11 protein-coding genes and 1 other RNA gene are annotated in these 15,270 nt (G+C 56.8%); 1 reads left to right on the top strand and 11 read right to left on the bottom strand.

Features of this window, described 5'->3' with window-relative positions; genetic code table 11:
• Positions 1-89 precede the first annotated feature (89 nt).
• Both ffs and ubiD read right to left on the bottom strand, forming a co-directional pair.
• An RNA gene (gene ffs, locus hmeg3_RS05645) (signal recognition particle sRNA small type) lies at positions 90-188 on the bottom strand.
• A 171-nt stretch (positions 189-359) separates the two neighbouring features.
• The gene (gene ubiD, locus hmeg3_RS05640; protein ID WP_094562876.1) at positions 360-1,844 is read right to left on the bottom strand and encodes a 4-hydroxy-3-polyprenylbenzoate decarboxylase; all 1,485 of its coding nucleotides are present in this window, start codon (positions 1,842-1,844) and stop codon (positions 360-362) included.
• Between the two features lie 463 nt (positions 1,845-2,307).
• On the opposite strand from ubiD, the gene hmeg3_RS05635 reads away from it, so the two are divergent.
• A complete protein-coding gene (locus hmeg3_RS05635) occupies positions 2,308-3,294 on the top strand; it encodes a transglycosylase SLT domain-containing protein (protein WP_094562875.1) in 987 nt (328 codons plus the stop codon).
• Between the two features lie 151 nt (positions 3,295-3,445).
• Here hmeg3_RS05635 and hmeg3_RS05630 read toward each other — a convergent pair whose 3' ends face one another.
• The 9 genes from hmeg3_RS05630 to infB all read right to left on the bottom strand — a co-directional run bounded on the left by hmeg3_RS05630 (position 3,446) and on the right by infB (position 15,261).
• The gene (locus hmeg3_RS05630; protein ID WP_094562874.1) at positions 3,446-4,615 is read right to left on the bottom strand and encodes a pyridoxal phosphate-dependent aminotransferase; all 1,170 of its coding nucleotides are present in this window, start codon (positions 4,613-4,615) and stop codon (positions 3,446-3,448) included.
• Positions 4,616-4,743: 128 nt separating this feature from the next.
• Positions 4,744-5,211, bottom strand: coding sequence for a transcription antitermination factor NusB (gene nusB / locus hmeg3_RS05625; RefSeq protein ID WP_050477883.1), 468 nt, complete (start codon positions 5,209-5,211; stop codon positions 4,744-4,746).
• Positions 5,212-5,319: 108 nt separating this feature from the next.
• Positions 5,320-5,805: a 6,7-dimethyl-8-ribityllumazine synthase gene (gene ribH, locus hmeg3_RS05620; protein ID WP_094562873.1), complete on the bottom strand. Its 486-nt coding sequence runs from the start codon at positions 5,803-5,805 to the stop codon at positions 5,320-5,322.
• Between the two features lie 206 nt (positions 5,806-6,011).
• The gene (gene ribBA / locus hmeg3_RS05615; protein ID WP_094562872.1) at positions 6,012-7,124 is read right to left on the bottom strand and encodes a bifunctional 3,4-dihydroxy-2-butanone-4-phosphate synthase/GTP cyclohydrolase II; all 1,113 of its coding nucleotides are present in this window, start codon (positions 7,122-7,124) and stop codon (positions 6,012-6,014) included.
• Between the two features lie 85 nt (positions 7,125-7,209).
• Positions 7,210-8,181 carry a tRNA dihydrouridine(20/20a) synthase DusA gene (gene dusA, locus hmeg3_RS05610; RefSeq protein WP_232511987.1) on the bottom strand — a complete coding sequence of 324 codons (972 nt, stop codon included), beginning with the start codon at positions 8,179-8,181 and terminating at the stop codon, positions 7,210-7,212.
• A gap of 611 nt (positions 8,182-8,792) precedes the next feature.
• The gene (gene typA / locus hmeg3_RS05605) at positions 8,793-10,628 is read right to left on the bottom strand and encodes a translational GTPase TypA (RefSeq protein WP_094562870.1); all 1,836 of its coding nucleotides are present in this window, start codon (positions 10,626-10,628) and stop codon (positions 8,793-8,795) included.
• Positions 10,629-10,776: 148 nt separating this feature from the next.
• Positions 10,777-11,730, bottom strand: coding sequence for a tRNA pseudouridine(55) synthase TruB (truB, locus tag hmeg3_RS05600; RefSeq protein WP_094562869.1), 954 nt, complete (start codon positions 11,728-11,730; stop codon positions 10,777-10,779).
• A gap of 81 nt (positions 11,731-11,811) precedes the next feature.
• Entirely contained in the window at positions 11,812-12,201 is a 390-nt protein-coding gene (gene rbfA, locus hmeg3_RS05595; RefSeq protein ID WP_007876149.1) for a 30S ribosome-binding factor RbfA, read from the bottom strand.
• Positions 12,202-12,375: 174 nt separating this feature from the next.
• Positions 12,376-15,261 carry a translation initiation factor IF-2 gene (gene infB / locus hmeg3_RS05590; RefSeq protein WP_094562868.1) on the bottom strand — a complete coding sequence of 962 codons (2,886 nt, stop codon included), beginning with the start codon at positions 15,259-15,261 and terminating at the stop codon, positions 12,376-12,378.
• Positions 15,262-15,270: the final 9 nt, after the last annotated feature.

Genomic DNA, 15,270 nt, shown 5'->3' with positions numbered 1-15,270 from the left:
AGAACTGAGGAAAGGCAGAACCGGACTGTCGGTAACGGATTGAATTCGTCACGACTTGTTGAATGCTTCCTGAAGAAAACTTCGAAGGAAGAGGCGAGCCTTGTCTGCGGCACTTGCAGGAAATGGCTGTGGCTGCTTCGTTCCCGACCTGACCAGGTTGACCATGCCACAATGCGCAGGGGCCCGCCGGCACGAATTGTACCTCATCTGCGCCATCGGTGCGAGCGCTGTTCTCTGCGACAGGATAAATTGCCAAATTGCAGCCGTCGCAAAGATCGCCGCTGGCTTGTTAAGAAGCAGCAATCTGCATGCAGCCTGCAAGACATCACAGGCTGCGTGCTTACGACATCACTCGCTACTTAAATACCGAGTTCGTCCCAGATACTGTCCACCCGCTTCTTGACTGCATCGGTCATGGTAATGACAGTACCCCATTCGCGGTTGGTTTCACCCGGCCACTTGTTGGTGGCATCAATGCCCATCTTGCTGCCAAGGCCGCTGACGGGTGAGGCAAAGTCGAGGTAATCAATCGGTGTGTTGTCGACCATGACCGTGTCGCGCACCGGATCGACACGCGTGGTGATGGCCCAGATCACTTCTTTCCAATCACGGATGTCGACATCCTCATCAACCACCACGATGAACTTGGTATACATGAACTGGCGCAGGAAACTCCACACACCGAACATCACGCGCTTGGCGTGGCCGGCGTAGGACTTCTTCATCTGCACCACCGCCATGCGGTAGCTGCAACCTTCCGGCGGCAGATAGAAATCGGTGATTTCACTGAACTGCTTTTGCAGCAGCGGAATGAATACTTCATTGAGCGCGACGCCCAGCACGGCCGGTTCGTCGGGCGGTTTGCCGGTGTAGGTGGAATGATAGATGGGATCGCGGCGCATGGTGATGCGGTCGATGGTGAAGACCGGGAACCAGTCCTGCTCATTATAGTAACCGGTGTGGTCGCCATAGGGCCCCTCCAGCGCATGCTCGTAGCCGGAGGGATGCGATTCATCCGGATAGATATGCCCTTCCAGCACAATTTCAGCCGACGCCGGCACGCGCAACTCGCTGCCGATGGCTTTGACCAGCTCGGTCCGGCTGCCGCGCAGCAGGCCAGCGAACTGATATTCGGACAGGCTGTCCGGCACCGGCGTGACGGCTCCTAATATAGTAGCGGGATCGGCGCCGAGGGCAACCGCGATCGGATACGGCTTGCCGGGATTGGCGATGCAGTGTTCGCGGAAGTCGAGCGCGCCGCCGCGATGCGCCAGCCAGCGCATGATGACCTTGTTGCGGCCGATGACTTGCTGGCGATAGATGCCGAGATTCTGGCGCTTCTTATTAGGGCCTTTGGTGATCACCAGACCCCATGTAATAAGAGGTGCCACATCGCCCGGCCAGCAGTGCTGAATCGGCAGGCGGTCGAGGTCGACGTCGTTGCCTTCCCAGACGATGTCCTGGCAAGGTGCCGAACTGCGCTCCTTGGGCGCCATGTCCCATAGCGATTTGACCAGCGTGCCGAGGCCCATGACATCCTTGAAACCCTTCGGCGGCTCAGGCTCTTTCAACTTCGCCAACAAATGACCGATGCGTCTTAATTCGCTGACATCTTCGGCCCCCATGCCGAGCGCCACGCGGCGCGGCGTACCGAAAAGATTGGCCAGGACAGGGATATTTTTTCCTTCGACCTTGTCGAAAATCAGCGCTGGCCCGGAGGCGCGCAGGGTGCGATCGCAAATTTCCGTCATTTCCAGGTAGGGAGAGACAGGTACGGAGACGTGTTTTAATTCTCCAGAAAGTTGCAGTTGCGAAATAAAATCGCGTAAATCAGTGTATTTCATTTTTTTTCGCTGGTTTTCTTGAGTACAGCCCTTAGATGAGGTAGACCGGGCAAACGGTTGATTCTATTGATTTTTGACGGGATACCCCCTCAAAAATAAGACTTAAAAGTTATATTAAATCGATTTAATAGTATTGACTTGATATAAAGTGGCTTCTACAATTCGCGCACCTTGATTAAAGGAGCCGGGTGAGGAACCCGAATCAGCTCGCAAGGTTTCACGGGAACGGGGTCCCACTGGCATTTTTAAGGAGTGTTATCAAAAGGCGTCAGCCTTCTCCCCCGAACTTGGTTGTATTGCACTGCACCGGAGCCGACGGCCCTGCAGTAACCGCAAACAACCCGTAGCTTGCCGTAACGCTTTGCGACGGCAGTGTTTTGATTGTGATGCATGTAGTCAGTAATCCGGTTTTTCACTCTTGGCCGGCTTTGCCCTATGTAAGTTGCAACATTCAGGAGGTTCAATGTTAAACCAACCCATCGAGGCGCAGTTAAGCTCCGCCTCCGATATGGTTGACCATTCTGCACAATGGGCGAAGTCCATTCCAAGCAGAATCGGTCGCTTTTTTACCGCAGCGCACTATGCGCTGACTTTGGCAGGTACCGCTGCTCTGTTCGTTTTGGGCATGATGTTTTTCAATCCCGAATTCGCCGACAAGCTGATGGCTCTGTCGCCTTTTTCGGATGATCAACCCGAAGAAGTCGTCCCGGAAGCGCCATCGCTGGCTAATCTGATGGATGTCCCGGCACCGGCATTGACTGTCGCAGCACCTGTGGCAGCCGCCGCGGCCGCTGCTGCAGCCGTACCGATGACGGAGGAAGAGCGCAAGATCATCGGCACACCACGCCAGCAAAAACTGGTGACGACATGGCTGTCCAAGCGTTACCGCGTTGCGGGCGACGCCACCGACATGCTGGTATCGGCTGCGTATCTGACTGCACGTGAAATCAAACTCGATCCACTGCTGATCCTGGCGGTGATGGCAATTGAGTCGCGCTTCAATCCGTTCGCGGAAAGCCCGATGGGTGCGCAAGGACTGATGCAAGTCATGTCCAAGGTTCACCATGACAAATTCCAGGAACTGGGTGGCGTCAAAGCGGCGCTCAATCCGGTTGCCAACATCAAGGTCGGTTCGCTGATCCTGAAGGAATACGTCACACGCGGCGGATCGGTTGAAGCAGGTTTGAAGAGCTACGTCGGGGCTGCCGATATGGACAACGATGGCGGTTACGGACTGAAGGTCTTGTCCGAATATCAGAACCTGAAGGAAGTCGCAGTCGGCAAGAACATCTCGATCTTCACAACCGCGCTGATCAAGCCACCAGTGCAAGCCGTGCGCCCCGCCCTGCCGGCGGTAACGCCTGCCAAACCGACCGCGGTCGGTGACATGGCTTCCGCTGCACCGAAGAAACCAGGCGTGGCTTCATCTGAAGAAATCGCTGCGTTGTAATTCGTTGCAGCAAAGTGCTTCACACATGACATGAGCCTGCTGAACAAGCGGACATAAAAAAAGGAGCCCCTCGAGGCTCCTTTTTTATTTGCGGTGAATTGGCGGCGAATTACTTTCCTCATCTCGCCGACTCACTCACCTGCAAGCAGGCTTATCGCTCTGCCAGATATTTTTCCAGACGGCGAACAGCCTCTTGCAAATTTTCCATCGACGTCGCGTACGACAAGCGGATATAGCGATGTGCTGTGGCCGGACCGAAATCCAAGCCCGGCACCAACACCACGCCAGCCTTGTTGAGCATGTCGATGGTGAATTGATCGGCATCGTCGCTCAGCGCGCTGCAATCGGCATACACATAAAACGCACCATCCGGCATCACCGGCACCTTGAAGCCGAGACGCTCAAGTTGCGGCACGATGTAATCGCGACGGCGTTTGAATTCGGCTTTGCGCTCTTCATACAGCGCGATCGATTCCGGCGCGAAGCAAGCGATGCCGGCGTGCTGTGCAATCGACGATGCGCAGATGAATAAATTCTGCGCAAGCTTTTCGACTTGCGGCACCAGACTCTCCGGCAGCACCAGCCAGCCGAGACGCCAACCGGTCATGTTGAAGTATTTGGAGAAGCTGTTGATGACGATGACGTCTTCGCCGAGTGACAGAGCCGAGAATGGCGCGCCTTCGTACGACAAGCCCTGATAGATTTCATCGACGATGGTGAAGCCTTTTTTCTCGCGCACGACATCAACGATCTTGCTCAACTCTTCCGGGAGGATTGAGGTGCCGGTCGGATTCGACGGCGACGCCAGCAAGACGCCTTTGGTTGCTGCAGACCAATGTTCCCGCACCATGCCTGCGGACAACTGGAAGCGATGTTCCGGCCCGCTTTCGATCAATTTGGCCTTGCCTTCGAAGGCGGCAACGAAATGGCGATTGCACGGATAAGACGGATCCGGCATCAGGACTTCGGTATCTTTCTCCACCAACGCGGCACAGGCCAGCAATAAGGCCGCTGAGGCGCCTGCTGTGACCACAATTCGACCGGGCGCTATGTCCAACCCGTACACGCGCTGATAATGCGCTGAGATCGCCTCTCGTAACGCCGGCAAACCTGTTGCCGAGGTGTACTGCATCTTGCCGTCCGTCATCGCTTGTGTCGCGGCGGCAACAACCGCCGGCGCAGCGGTGAAGTCAGGCTCGCCAATGCCCATGTGAATGATGTGCTGACCTTGTTGCTCGAGGGCAGCAGCCATCTTGGCCAACTCCATCACATGAAAGGGTGCGATGTTGTCCAGACGTGAGGCGAGATCGTGAAAGCTCATGGGGATGTGTAGAAAAGCGGAATCCGCCGCGCTGCGATCATGCCTGCAGCAACGGCGGAAAAATCAGGATCAAAATCCACCGATGAAAAATCGGCAAAGCGAATCAGCAGAGCAAACCGGCAAGGCGATTAGCGACGACCGGCGCCTACTTCAGTTTCGCGCACCTTCGCGGCGAAACGATCAAGCACGCCGTTGACGTACTTGTGACCATCGATACCGCCGAAGGACTTGGTCAACTCAACGGCTTCGTTGATGACGACCTTGTACGGAATCTCGATGTTGTTCTTCAGTTCGAACGCGCCGATCAGCAGCGCGGCATGTTCTACCGGCGACAGTTCGGTGATGGGACGATCGATCAGCGGCGCAAGACCCGCGCGCAGATCGGCGACCTGCTTGATCGCACCGTACAGCAGCACGTCGAAATGTTCTGCATCCGCCTTGTCGAAACCGTGGGCTTCGCGGATGTGGGCTTCAATCGCGCCGGCATCTTCGTTGTTGAGCAGCCATTGATACAGGCCTTGCAATGCAAACTCGCGCGCGCGGTGACGCGGCGTGCGATTCTTGCTCGGATTGGCGTGGAGATTTTTATTGGTCATGTTGAATAGGTCAAACCGGTTCGATACTAAATACAAAAATGGATAGGCGCATCGCCCTGCTCATTCACCTGCGTCAGTGCCGCAGAACGAGCGCCGCTTCCAAGGTGCTTATTCTTCTTCCGAGACTTGCGCCAGTTCGTCCAGCGCCAGTGCCAGATTGGCCATTTCAACGGCGACGCGAGCCGCGTCTGCACCCTTGACTGCCATGCGCACTTCCGCCTGCTCGTCGTTTTCCGTGGTCAGAACCGCGTTGGCAATCGGGATTCCGGCGTCGAGACCGACGCGCGTGATGCCTGCGCCGGATTCGTTGGATACCAGCTCGAAGTGATAGGTCTCGCCGCGAATAACCGCGCCCAGCGCAATCAAGGCGTCAAACTGATCAGTCTCGGCCATCTTTTGCAACGCCAGCGGAATCTCCAGCGCACCCGGCACGCTGACGTGCAGGATGTCTTCGTCTTGCACGCCCAGGTGCTTCAGCTCCGCCAGGCAAGCTGCCAGCAGACCATGGCAGACGTCTTCATTGAAACGCGCCTGCACGATGCCGATGCGCAAGCCTTCGCCATTCAGATCCGATTCGTAAGTACCTATAGTCATGGCTTTTCCTTATACGCAAACTTGCGCTTCTGTTGAGTGTGAATAGTGTTGCAGCAGTGCCGGCAGATGCATCAGAACAATACCGGATCAAGCGATTACAGCGATCTCAAGATACGCATTCAAGATATGCCTGCAAGGTACCACCGTGGAACGGTATCTCTGATGCTCAGTCCGGCTCTTCATCCGCCGCCGCTGCTTATGTTGTTTCAGGCTTCCGGCTTGGCGCGATATCCGGTGACTTCCAGATTGAAACCGGTCATCGACGGCATCTTGCGCGGGCTGGCCAGCAACTTCATCTTGCAAACGTTCAGATCCTTCAGGATCTGCGCGCCGATACCGTAGGTACGCAGGTCCATGCGGTCAGCGCGCGTCGGCTTGGCCGACTGGGCGCTGTTGAGCGCCGCGAACTGGGCAAACATCTGGTCGGCAGACTCTTCGCAATTGAGCAGCACCACCACGCCGCTTGGCGCCGCCTTGATCGCCGCCATGGCAGAGGCCATGTTCCACGAGTGCGTGGTTGCTTCGGTTTCCAGCAAATCCAGAATCGATACCGGCTGATGCACGCGCACCAGCGTTTCTTCTCCTGGACGGATGTCGCCGTGCACCAGCGCCAGATGGGCGCCGCCGCTTGGCTTGTCGCGATAGGCGATGGCCTTGAAGCTGCCGTGCACGGTGTGCATCTCACGCTCGGCCACGCGCTCGATGATGCTTTCGTGCTGGCTGCGATAGTGGATCAGGTCGGCAATCGTACCGATCTTCAGTTTGTGCTCTTCGGCGAATTCCAGCAAGTCCGGCAGACGCGCCATGGTGCCGTCGTCCTTGAGAATTTCGCAAATCACGGCGGCCGGCGTCAGGCCTGCCATCTCGGTCAGGTCGCAACCGGCTTCGGTATGGCCGGCACGCATGAGCACTCCGCCCTTTTGCGCACGCAGCGGGAAAATATGGCCGGGCTGCACGATGTCGGCCGGCGTTGCATTCTTAGCGGCGGCAACCTGAATCGTGCGCGCACGGTCAGCGGCGGAGATACCGGTAGTGACGCCTTCGGCGGCCTCGATCGACACGGTGAAATTGGTGCCGAATTGGGTGCCGTTGCGAGTCGACATCATCGACAGGTCGAGACGGTCGCAATGTTCTTCGGTCAGGGTCAGACACACCAGGCCGCGTGCGTACTTGACCATGAAGTTGATGGCTTCGGGCGTAACGAAATCGGTGGCCAGCACCAGGTCGCCTTCATTTTCACGATCTTCTTCGTCGACCAGAATCACCATGCGTCCAGCGCGCAGTTCGGCGACGATTTCTTCTGTTGTTGCTATAGGCATAAAGAATTCCCTCAGTAGCCCCGTATTTTAAAGGATTTGCGGTCGGCTTATCACTTCATTCATGCCTCATTGGCAGGCTGGCAGATTATTCCAGCGTGACCAGTTGCGTATGCGACAACGCCTCCATCAACAAAGCCGGATCGCCCAGCGCCAGGCGCTTGGAATCGGACAAAGTCTGGCGGAATGCGCGCGCACCGGGCATGCCAGCCATCAGGCCGAGCATGTGGCGCGTGATGCTGTTGAGACGCAATCCTTTGCCGCCGTCGCCGTGCAGCGCCAGTTGCGCACTTGCATAGGCAATCATGGCTTCGATCACTTCGCTGCGATTAGCCTGAATGCCGCCGTCGAGTCCGGCGTAATAGCGCGCATCGAAACCTGCCATGAGGAAAGGGTTGTGATACGCCTCGCGCCCCAGCATAACGCCGTCGACATGCTTGAGATGCTCGTCGATCTCCGCCACGGTCTTGATACCGCCGTTGATCAGGATTTCCAGCTCCGGAAAATCGCGCTTGAGGCGATACGCATAGTCGTACTTGAGCGGCGGGATTTCGCGGTTTTCCTTCGGGCTCAGGCCTTTCAGGATGGCATTACGGGCGTGGACGATGAAGGTTTTGCTGCCGGCGCCGGCGATCTTGCCGACAAAGTCGCGCACGAAGTCATAGGATTCGACGTCGTCGATACCGATACGATGCTTCACGGTAACGTCGATGGACACGGCATCGCGCATGGCTTTCACGCAATCGGCGACCAGCGTCGGCTCGGCCATCAGGCAGGCGCCGAAAGCGCCCTTCTGCACACGCTCGGAAGGGCAACCGCAATTCAGGTTGATCTCGTCGTAACCCCACTCCTCGCCCAGCTTGGCGCTCTTTGCCAGATCGGCAGGCTCGCTGCCGCCGAGTTGCAAAGCGACGGGATGTTCTTCTTCGTTGAAGTTGAGATGGCGCCCGACGTCGCCATACAAGAGCGCACCGGTCGTGACCATTTCGGTGTACAGCCAGGTATGGCGCGTAATCTGGCGATGGAAGACGCGGCAGTGCCGATCGGTCCAATCCATCATGGGTGCTACGCTGATTGTTCTTGGTCCGTAAGACATGCACTTTTCCTAATGAGATCCCGGAATCATGCCGGGAAGCTATACACCATCGTCATCGTCGAACTCGCTGAAGGCCGGAGCGAGTTACAAATAGAAAGCCCGCAACGTTTGCACGTTGCGGGCTGGTGTCCCCTCTATCCTCTTGAGAGATAGGATTTTTATACTGCGGGGGTGATTCTGCACCACAAACCAGCATTAGTCATTTCGCATCGCACAATTTCGGTGCTCAGATAAAAATCTGACCAAAACTGTAGGGAAATGACATCACTTTTCTACAACGACAATCCCAGAATGGTGGCGTAAGCGCCTCCCTGCAAGAGATTGCCATAAAAATACCGAGGCAAAAAAAAACCCGCTCACCTTTCGGTTGCGGGCTTAAATCCAATTCTTTAGGAGGAAATTGGAGGAGACAGGTGTAACTATATGGCACCGCATCATAACTGTCTGCTTTATTGTGCTGATATCAGATATTCACAAATCCAATATCAACACCTCGCAAACTATCAAGACGCTCTGTCTCCGCCCTTCCAGCCCGGACAACAGCGAACTGTGTCCCGGCCGCCACGCCGCTTGTATTAAGCGTCGCGGGATGCCTTTTTACGCTCATGTTCCTTCAGGTAACGCTTGCGCAGGCGAATGCTCTTTGGTGTGACTTCAACCAGTTCGTCGTCATCAATGAATTCAACAGCGTATTCCAGCGACATTTCGATAGGCGGCACCAGGCGCACGGCTTCGTCGGTACCCGACGAACGAACGTTGGTCAATTGCTTGCCCTTGATCGGGTTCACGACCAGATCGTTGTCACGCGAGTGAATACCGATGATCATGCCTTCGTAGACCGGATCGTTGTGGCTGACGAACATACGGCCGCGGTCTTGCAGTTTCCAGATCGCGTAAGCAACGGCAGCGCCGTCGTCTTGCGAAATCAGCACGCCGTTGCGACGGCCACCGAGTTCGCCCTTGCTGTTGTCAACAGGAGCGTATTCGTCGAACACGTGGCTCATCAAGCCGGTACCGCGTGTCAGCGTCATGAATTCGCCCTGGAAGCCGATGAGGCCACGTGCAGGAATACGGTATTCCAGACGAACACGACCCTTGCCGTCCGGTTCCATGTTTTGCAGATCACCGCGACGACGACCCAGTTCTTCCATGACACCGCCCTGGCTGGTTTCTTCAACGTCGACGGTCAGGTTTTCATACGGCTCGTGGCGCACGCCGTCCACCATCTTGAACACCACGCGTGGACGCGACACGGCCAGCTCGTAGCCTTCGCGGCGCATGTTTTCGATCAGAATCGTCAGATGCAATTCACCGCGGCCCGACACTTCGTAGGTCGAATCGTCGTTTTCAGCTTGAACAACGCGCAGTGCCATGTTGGCTTTCAGTTCGCGGTCCAGACGATCGCGGATCTGACGCGTGGTCACAAACTTGCCTTCGCGGCCAGCCAGTGGCGAGCTGTTGACCATGAAGTTCATGGTCAGGGTTGGTTCGTCAATCTTCAGCATCGGCAGGCCTTCTGGGGCATCCGGTGCACAGATGGTGGAACCGATGCTGATTTCTTCGATACCGTTGATCAGGACGATGTCGCCGGCCAGTGCTTCTTCGACGATGACGCGATCCAGACCGCGGAAAGTCAGCACTTGATTGATACGCGCCTTGGTTGGCTTGTCATCCGGACCGTTCATCCAGACCACGTCTTGCAGCGCTTTGACGCGACCGCGCAGGATACGGCCAACGCCGATCTTGCCGACGTAGGACGAGTATTCCAGCGAAGTGATTTGCAGTTGCAGCGGACCGTCCGGGTCATCTTCACGCGCAGGAACGTGTTCCAGGATCGCGTCGAACAGCGGCTCCATGTTACCGTCTCGCACGGTGTCTTCCAGGCCGGCGTAGCCCTTGAAACCCGAGGCGTAAACGATAGGGAAATCCAGTTGTTCATCGGTTGCGCCGAGCTTGTCGAACAGTTCGAACGTGGCGTTGACAGCCTTTTGCGGATCGGCGTTTTCGCGGTCGATCTTGTTGACCACGACGATAGGCTTCAGGCCCAGCGCCAGCGCCTTGCGTGTCACGAAACGCGTTTGCGGCATCGGACCTTCTTGCGCATCAACCAGCAACAACACGCTGTCGACCATCGACAGCACGCGCTCTACTTCACCGCCGAAGTCGGCGTGACCCGGGGTATCGACGATGTTGATGTGCGTACCCTTGTATTCCACGGCGCAGTTCTTCGACAGAATGGTGATGCCGCGTTCTTTTTCGATATCGTTCGAATCCATCACGCGGGCATCAACCTGCTGGTTGTCGCGGAAAGTACCGGACTGACGCAGCAATTGGTCGACGAGGGTGGTTTTGCCATGGTCAACGTGGGCGATGATGGCGATGTTGCGAATAGCGCGTTTATTGTTTGACATGATTGAGTTAAGTTGGTCTGCCGAATCCTGAGAGGCGCGCATTATAACATGCTGCGACGCACGAACTTTAAAAAGCCTAATAATTTCAAAGAGTTGCTGTACTTTCATTCCAACTGGCGAGTACCGCAATTACTGCTGCTATGAGCCGCTAGTTCGACAAAGTCGAAATCAGCCTTTCCGGCGCCAGTATGCCGAATTCCTGCATTAAACCGGTGCCCAGAAGGCGCCCGTTACTTTCCTGATAAACCCTTGCCCGGCCTGATTCTGCTGGCAACGCAATACCTTCCTTGCCAAGCGCCAGACGCTGCCCGTGCAAGAAGCGCTCGGTCAGCACATCCGTCAGCATCACCGCCGGAAAAGTCGTCAGCAAACCGTCCACCGGCAGCAAGGCTTGCGTGCGTTGGCTGTCGTCGAGTGCGATGAACTGATCGAGCGTCACACTGCCCTCCAGCGTCAACGCACCGACACCGGTACGGCGCAATTGATTCAAATGGGCGCCACAACCAAGCAATGCGCCGATATCTTCGCCAAGCACGCGAATATAAGTGCCCTTGCTGCACATCACGCGGATACGCAAAAAAGGCGCTTCATAGCCGAGCAACTCCAACTGATGAATCGTTACCTTGCGCGCTTCACGCTCCAGCGTGATACCTGCGCGCGCATATTCGTACAAGGGCTTGCCGTCACGCTTGAGCGCGGAATGCATCGGCGGCACTTGCGAAATCTCGCCGCGAAACTGCTGCAACGCCGACGCGATCTGCGCAAGGCTGACATTGACCGGTTTGGTGCCGAGCACTTCCCCTTCGGTGTCGCCGGTGTTGGTGACGATACCCAGATGGACAACCGCCTCATAGGTCTTGTCCGCCTCCAGCAAATCCTGCGAAAACTTGGTCGCCTCGCCGAAGCACAGCGGCAGCAAGCCGGTCGCAAACGGATCGAGCGTGCCGGTATGCCCGGCCTTTAGCGCATTAAGCAGGCGCTTGGCTTTGATCAATGCGTCGTTACTGGACCAGCCCACTGACTTATCCAGCAGCAACACACCATGTACGGGCACGCGCGGAATCTTGGGAGGGCGAGGTTGCGAAGGCGAAGAATGCGCCATGTGTGTCAAATCCGGAGAAATCGTCGATCGATGCAGCGATGGCGTGCTTCAAACCTGAAGCATCAAGCCATCGTGAAAAACTCAGTTTTCGTCAGCATCCTTGGCACGGGTGGCATTCGCCTCGTCGATCAGACGCGACATTTCGATGCCGCGCACAGTCGAGTTATCGTGCACAAAATGTAAATCAGGCAATGTATGAATAGTCAGACGACGGCCCAGTTGACCACGCAGGAAACCGGAAGCCTTGGACAGGCCGGTAAGCGTGTCCTGAATTGCCTGCTTGTCGTCTTTCAACGTCGTGAAGAAAATCTTGGCATGCGCATAGTCCGGCGTCACTTGCACTTCAGTGATCGTGACCATCCCCACACGCGGGTCTTTCAACTCGAATGCGATGATTTCCGACAGATCGCGCTGAATCTGATCGGCGACGCGCAGACCGCGCCCAGGAATGGATTTGCTGTGTTTTGCCATGCTGAGAAACTGACCTCGGCCGACTCGCCCTGCGCGGCAATATCTCGCGATACGTGCACTACGTCAGACTTGGCCGGCATTGAACTGCATTTGTTGAATTTCGTGAAACCTGAATGAAACCGGGCAGGCATCCGGCTTAATGCCAGACTGCCCGCCCTTCTTGTTGCTTGCGGATTACAAAGTACGCGCGACTTCCTGTACTTCGAAAATCTCCAGCTGATCGCCTTCCTGGATATCGTTGTAGTTCTTCAACGACAGACCGCACTCGAAGCCCGATTTGACTTCCTTGACGTCGTCCTTGAAACGCTTGAGCGAATCCAGCTCGCCGGTCCACAAGACCACGTTGTTGCGCAACAGACGCACCGAGGAACCGCGCTTGACGAGACCTTCCAGCACGTAGCAACCTGCAATCGAACCGACCTTGCTGACCACGAACACCTGGCGAATCTCGACCAGACCCAGGGCCTGTTCGCGCTTCTCCGGTGCCAGCATGCCCGACATCGCCGCTTTCACTTCGTCCACAGCATCGTAAATGATGTTGTAGTAGCGGATGTCGACGCCATTGGCTTCGGCCAGCTTGCGGGCAGACGCGTCGGCACGGGTGTTGAAGCCAATGATGACCGCCTTCGATGCCACCGCGAGGTTGACGTCGTTTTCGGAAATACCACCGACCGCCGCATGCACCACCTGAACACGCACTTCGGCGGTGGACAGTTTTTGCAGCGATTGCACCAGCGCTTCTTGCGAACCTTGCACGTCGGTCTTGATGATCATCGGCAGGTTCTTGACCTCGCCTTCGGCCATCTGTTCGAACATGTTTTCCAGCTTCGCAGCCTGCTGCTTGGCCAGCTTGACGTCGCGGAACTTACCTTGGCGGAACAGACCGATTTCGCGCGCTTTGCGTTCATCCGTCATGACCAGTACCTCTTCACCGGCGCTCGGCACTTCGGTCAAACCCTGAATTTCAACAGGGATCGACGGACCGGCTTCGGTAATGCTCTTGCCGCTTTCATCCAGCATCGCACGGACACGACCGTAGGCCGAACCTGCCAGCACCACGTCGCCGCGCTTCAGCGTACCGGACTGCACCAGAATCGTTGCGACCGGACCGCGGCCCTTGTCGAGCTTGGCTTCGATGACCAGGCCCTTGGCCGGGACGTCAACAGCGGCTTTCAACTCCAGCACTTCGGCTTGCAGCAACACGTTTTCCAGCAGGGAGTCGATGCCTTCGCCGGTCTTCGCAGACACGGAGATGAATGGCGACTCGCCACCGTATTCTTCCGGCACGACGCCTTCAGCGACCAGTTCCTGCTTGACGCGATCCAGATTGGCGCCTTGCTTGTCGATCTTGTTGATCGCCACAACCAGCGGCACGCCGCCGGCCTTCGCGTGAGCGATCGCTTCCTTGGTTTGCGGCATCACGCCGTCGTCGGCCGCCACCACCAGAATAACGATGTCGGTCGCCTTGGCACCACGGGCACGCATTGCGGTAAACGCTTCGTGGCCCGGGGTGTCGAGGAAGGTGATCATGCCGCGTGGTGTTTCCACGTGGTACGCGCCGATATGCTGAGTAATGCCGCCGGCTTCGCCGGATGCAACCTTGGCGCGACGGATGTAATCCAGCAGCGAGGTTTTACCGTGGTCAACGTGACCCATGACGGTAACAACCGGTGCGCGTGGCAACATTTCTGCGTCAGGATGTTCAACACCTTCTTCCAGCAACGCTTCAGGATCATCCAGCTTGGCAGGATGAGCGCGATGGCCCATTTCTTCCACCACGATCATGGCGGTTTCCTGATCCAGCACCTGGTTGATGGTGACCATCTGGCCCAGCTTCATCAGATGCTTGATGACTTCGGAAGCCTTGACCGACATCTTGTGCGCGATTTCGGCGACAGTGATGGTTTCCGGAACGTGCACGTCCTTGATGACAGCCTCGGTCGGCGCCTGGAAATTGCTTTCATGGTCGTCGTGATGCGAATTGCGGCGGCCCTTCGGACCAGCGCGCCAGCCATCACGGCCACCAGTGCCGGTGTTGCCGCGTGTCTTCATGCCGGTGCCGCGCTTCTTGGCAGCATCATCTTGCCAGGTCGACGAGACGTTGGCCGACTTGATCGACTTCTTGTCGACGGCGACAGGCGCCTTCTTGTCGTCCTTCTTCTCGCCAGGCTTTTTGTCAGCCGGCTTGTGCAAGGTGCCTTCGGATGTCTTGGTCACAGCAGGTGCCGGTGCGGGCTCAGGAGCCTTCACCACTCGACGCGGCGCATTCATCATGGCCTTGATCTGAGCGACTTCGTCTTCCACAGCTTTGCGGGCGCGCTCAGCAGCAGCGGCGCGTTCTGTAGCTTCTTTGGTGACCTGAGCAGCCTTCTTCTTGGCTTCTTCCGCAGCAGCGCGTTTTTTCTCTTCCGCAGCAGTATCTTCCGCCGCCTTGACAGGCGCAGGCGCACCGGTGCTGGCACCGACGGTGGCCTTGGCTTTTTCTGCGGCTTCTGCAGCAGCTTGCTTGGCTTCTTCCTCAGCGGCCTGCTTGGCTTCTTGCTGTGCCTTTTGCGCTTCCAGCTCAGCGGCCTTGGCTTGCTCGATCTTTTCAGCTTCGAGTTGTGCCAGACGCTCTTGCTTTTCACGCAGGTCAGCTTCCTGACGGGCGATCAGCTCAGCATGACGACGCGCTTCTTCAGCACGGCGCTCAACTTCCGCAGGATCCGTTGCAGGCGCAACTACCGGGGCAGCAGCGACTTCGTCGGCAGCAGGTTCGTCGCGCTTGATGAAGGTGCGTTTTTTACGCACTTCCACCTGAATCGTGCGCGACTTGCCGGTGGAATCAGCTTGCTTGATTTCAGTCGTTTCTTTACGGGTCAGCGTAATTTTTTTCTTCTCGCCTTCCGGAGCTGCTCCGCGTACGCGACGCAGATGCTCCAGGAGACGGTCCTTGTCTTCTTTTGACAAAGGATCGGACTCGGAGCTTTTTTCAACTCCGGCAGATCGCAGCTGGGTCAGTAGCAAATCCGCCGGCATTTTCAGCTCGGTGGCAAATTGGGCTACGTTGTTACTTGCCATTCAGTCCTC

This window comes from Herbaspirillum sp. meg3, from assembly GCF_002257565.1.
Taxonomy (GTDB): Bacteria; Pseudomonadota; Gammaproteobacteria; order Burkholderiales; family Burkholderiaceae_D; genus Herbaspirillum.
The sequence above is the reverse complement of the archived record's forward strand: the minus strand, read 5'-3'. Positions and strand labels throughout refer to the sequence as shown.

Excerpts from the sequence above, each read along its gene's own strand:
- infB (WP_094562868.1), bottom strand. The coding sequence starts at position 15,261 with ATGGCAAGTAACAACGTAGCCCAATTTGCCACCGAGCTGAAAATGCCG.
- ribBA (WP_094562872.1), bottom strand. The coding sequence starts at position 7,124 with ATGCCTATAGCAACAACAGAAGAAATCGTCGCCGAACTGCGCGCTGGA.
- hmeg3_RS05635 (WP_094562875.1), top strand. The coding sequence starts at position 2,308 with ATGTTAAACCAACCCATCGAGGCGCAGTTAAGCTCCGCCTCCGATATG.
- rbfA (WP_007876149.1), bottom strand. The coding sequence starts at position 12,201 with ATGGCAAAACACAGCAAATCCATTCCTGGGCGCGGTCTGCGCGTCGCC.
- dusA (WP_232511987.1), bottom strand. The coding sequence starts at position 8,181 with ATGATGGATTGGACCGATCGGCACTGCCGCGTCTTCCATCGCCAGATT.
- truB (WP_094562869.1), bottom strand. The coding sequence starts at position 11,730 with ATGGCGCATTCTTCGCCTTCGCAACCTCGCCCTCCCAAGATTCCGCGC.
- ribH (WP_094562873.1), bottom strand. The coding sequence starts at position 5,805 with ATGACTATAGGTACTTACGAATCGGATCTGAATGGCGAAGGCTTGCGC.
- typA (WP_094562870.1), bottom strand. The coding sequence starts at position 10,628 with ATGTCAAACAATAAACGCGCTATTCGCAACATCGCCATCATCGCCCAC.
- nusB (WP_050477883.1), bottom strand. The coding sequence starts at position 5,211 with ATGACCAATAAAAATCTCCACGCCAATCCGAGCAAGAATCGCACGCCG.
- ubiD (WP_094562876.1), bottom strand. The coding sequence starts at position 1,844 with ATGAAATACACTGATTTACGCGATTTTATTTCGCAACTGCAACTTTCT.
- hmeg3_RS05630 (WP_094562874.1), bottom strand. The coding sequence starts at position 4,615 with ATGAGCTTTCACGATCTCGCCTCACGTCTGGACAACATCGCACCCTTT.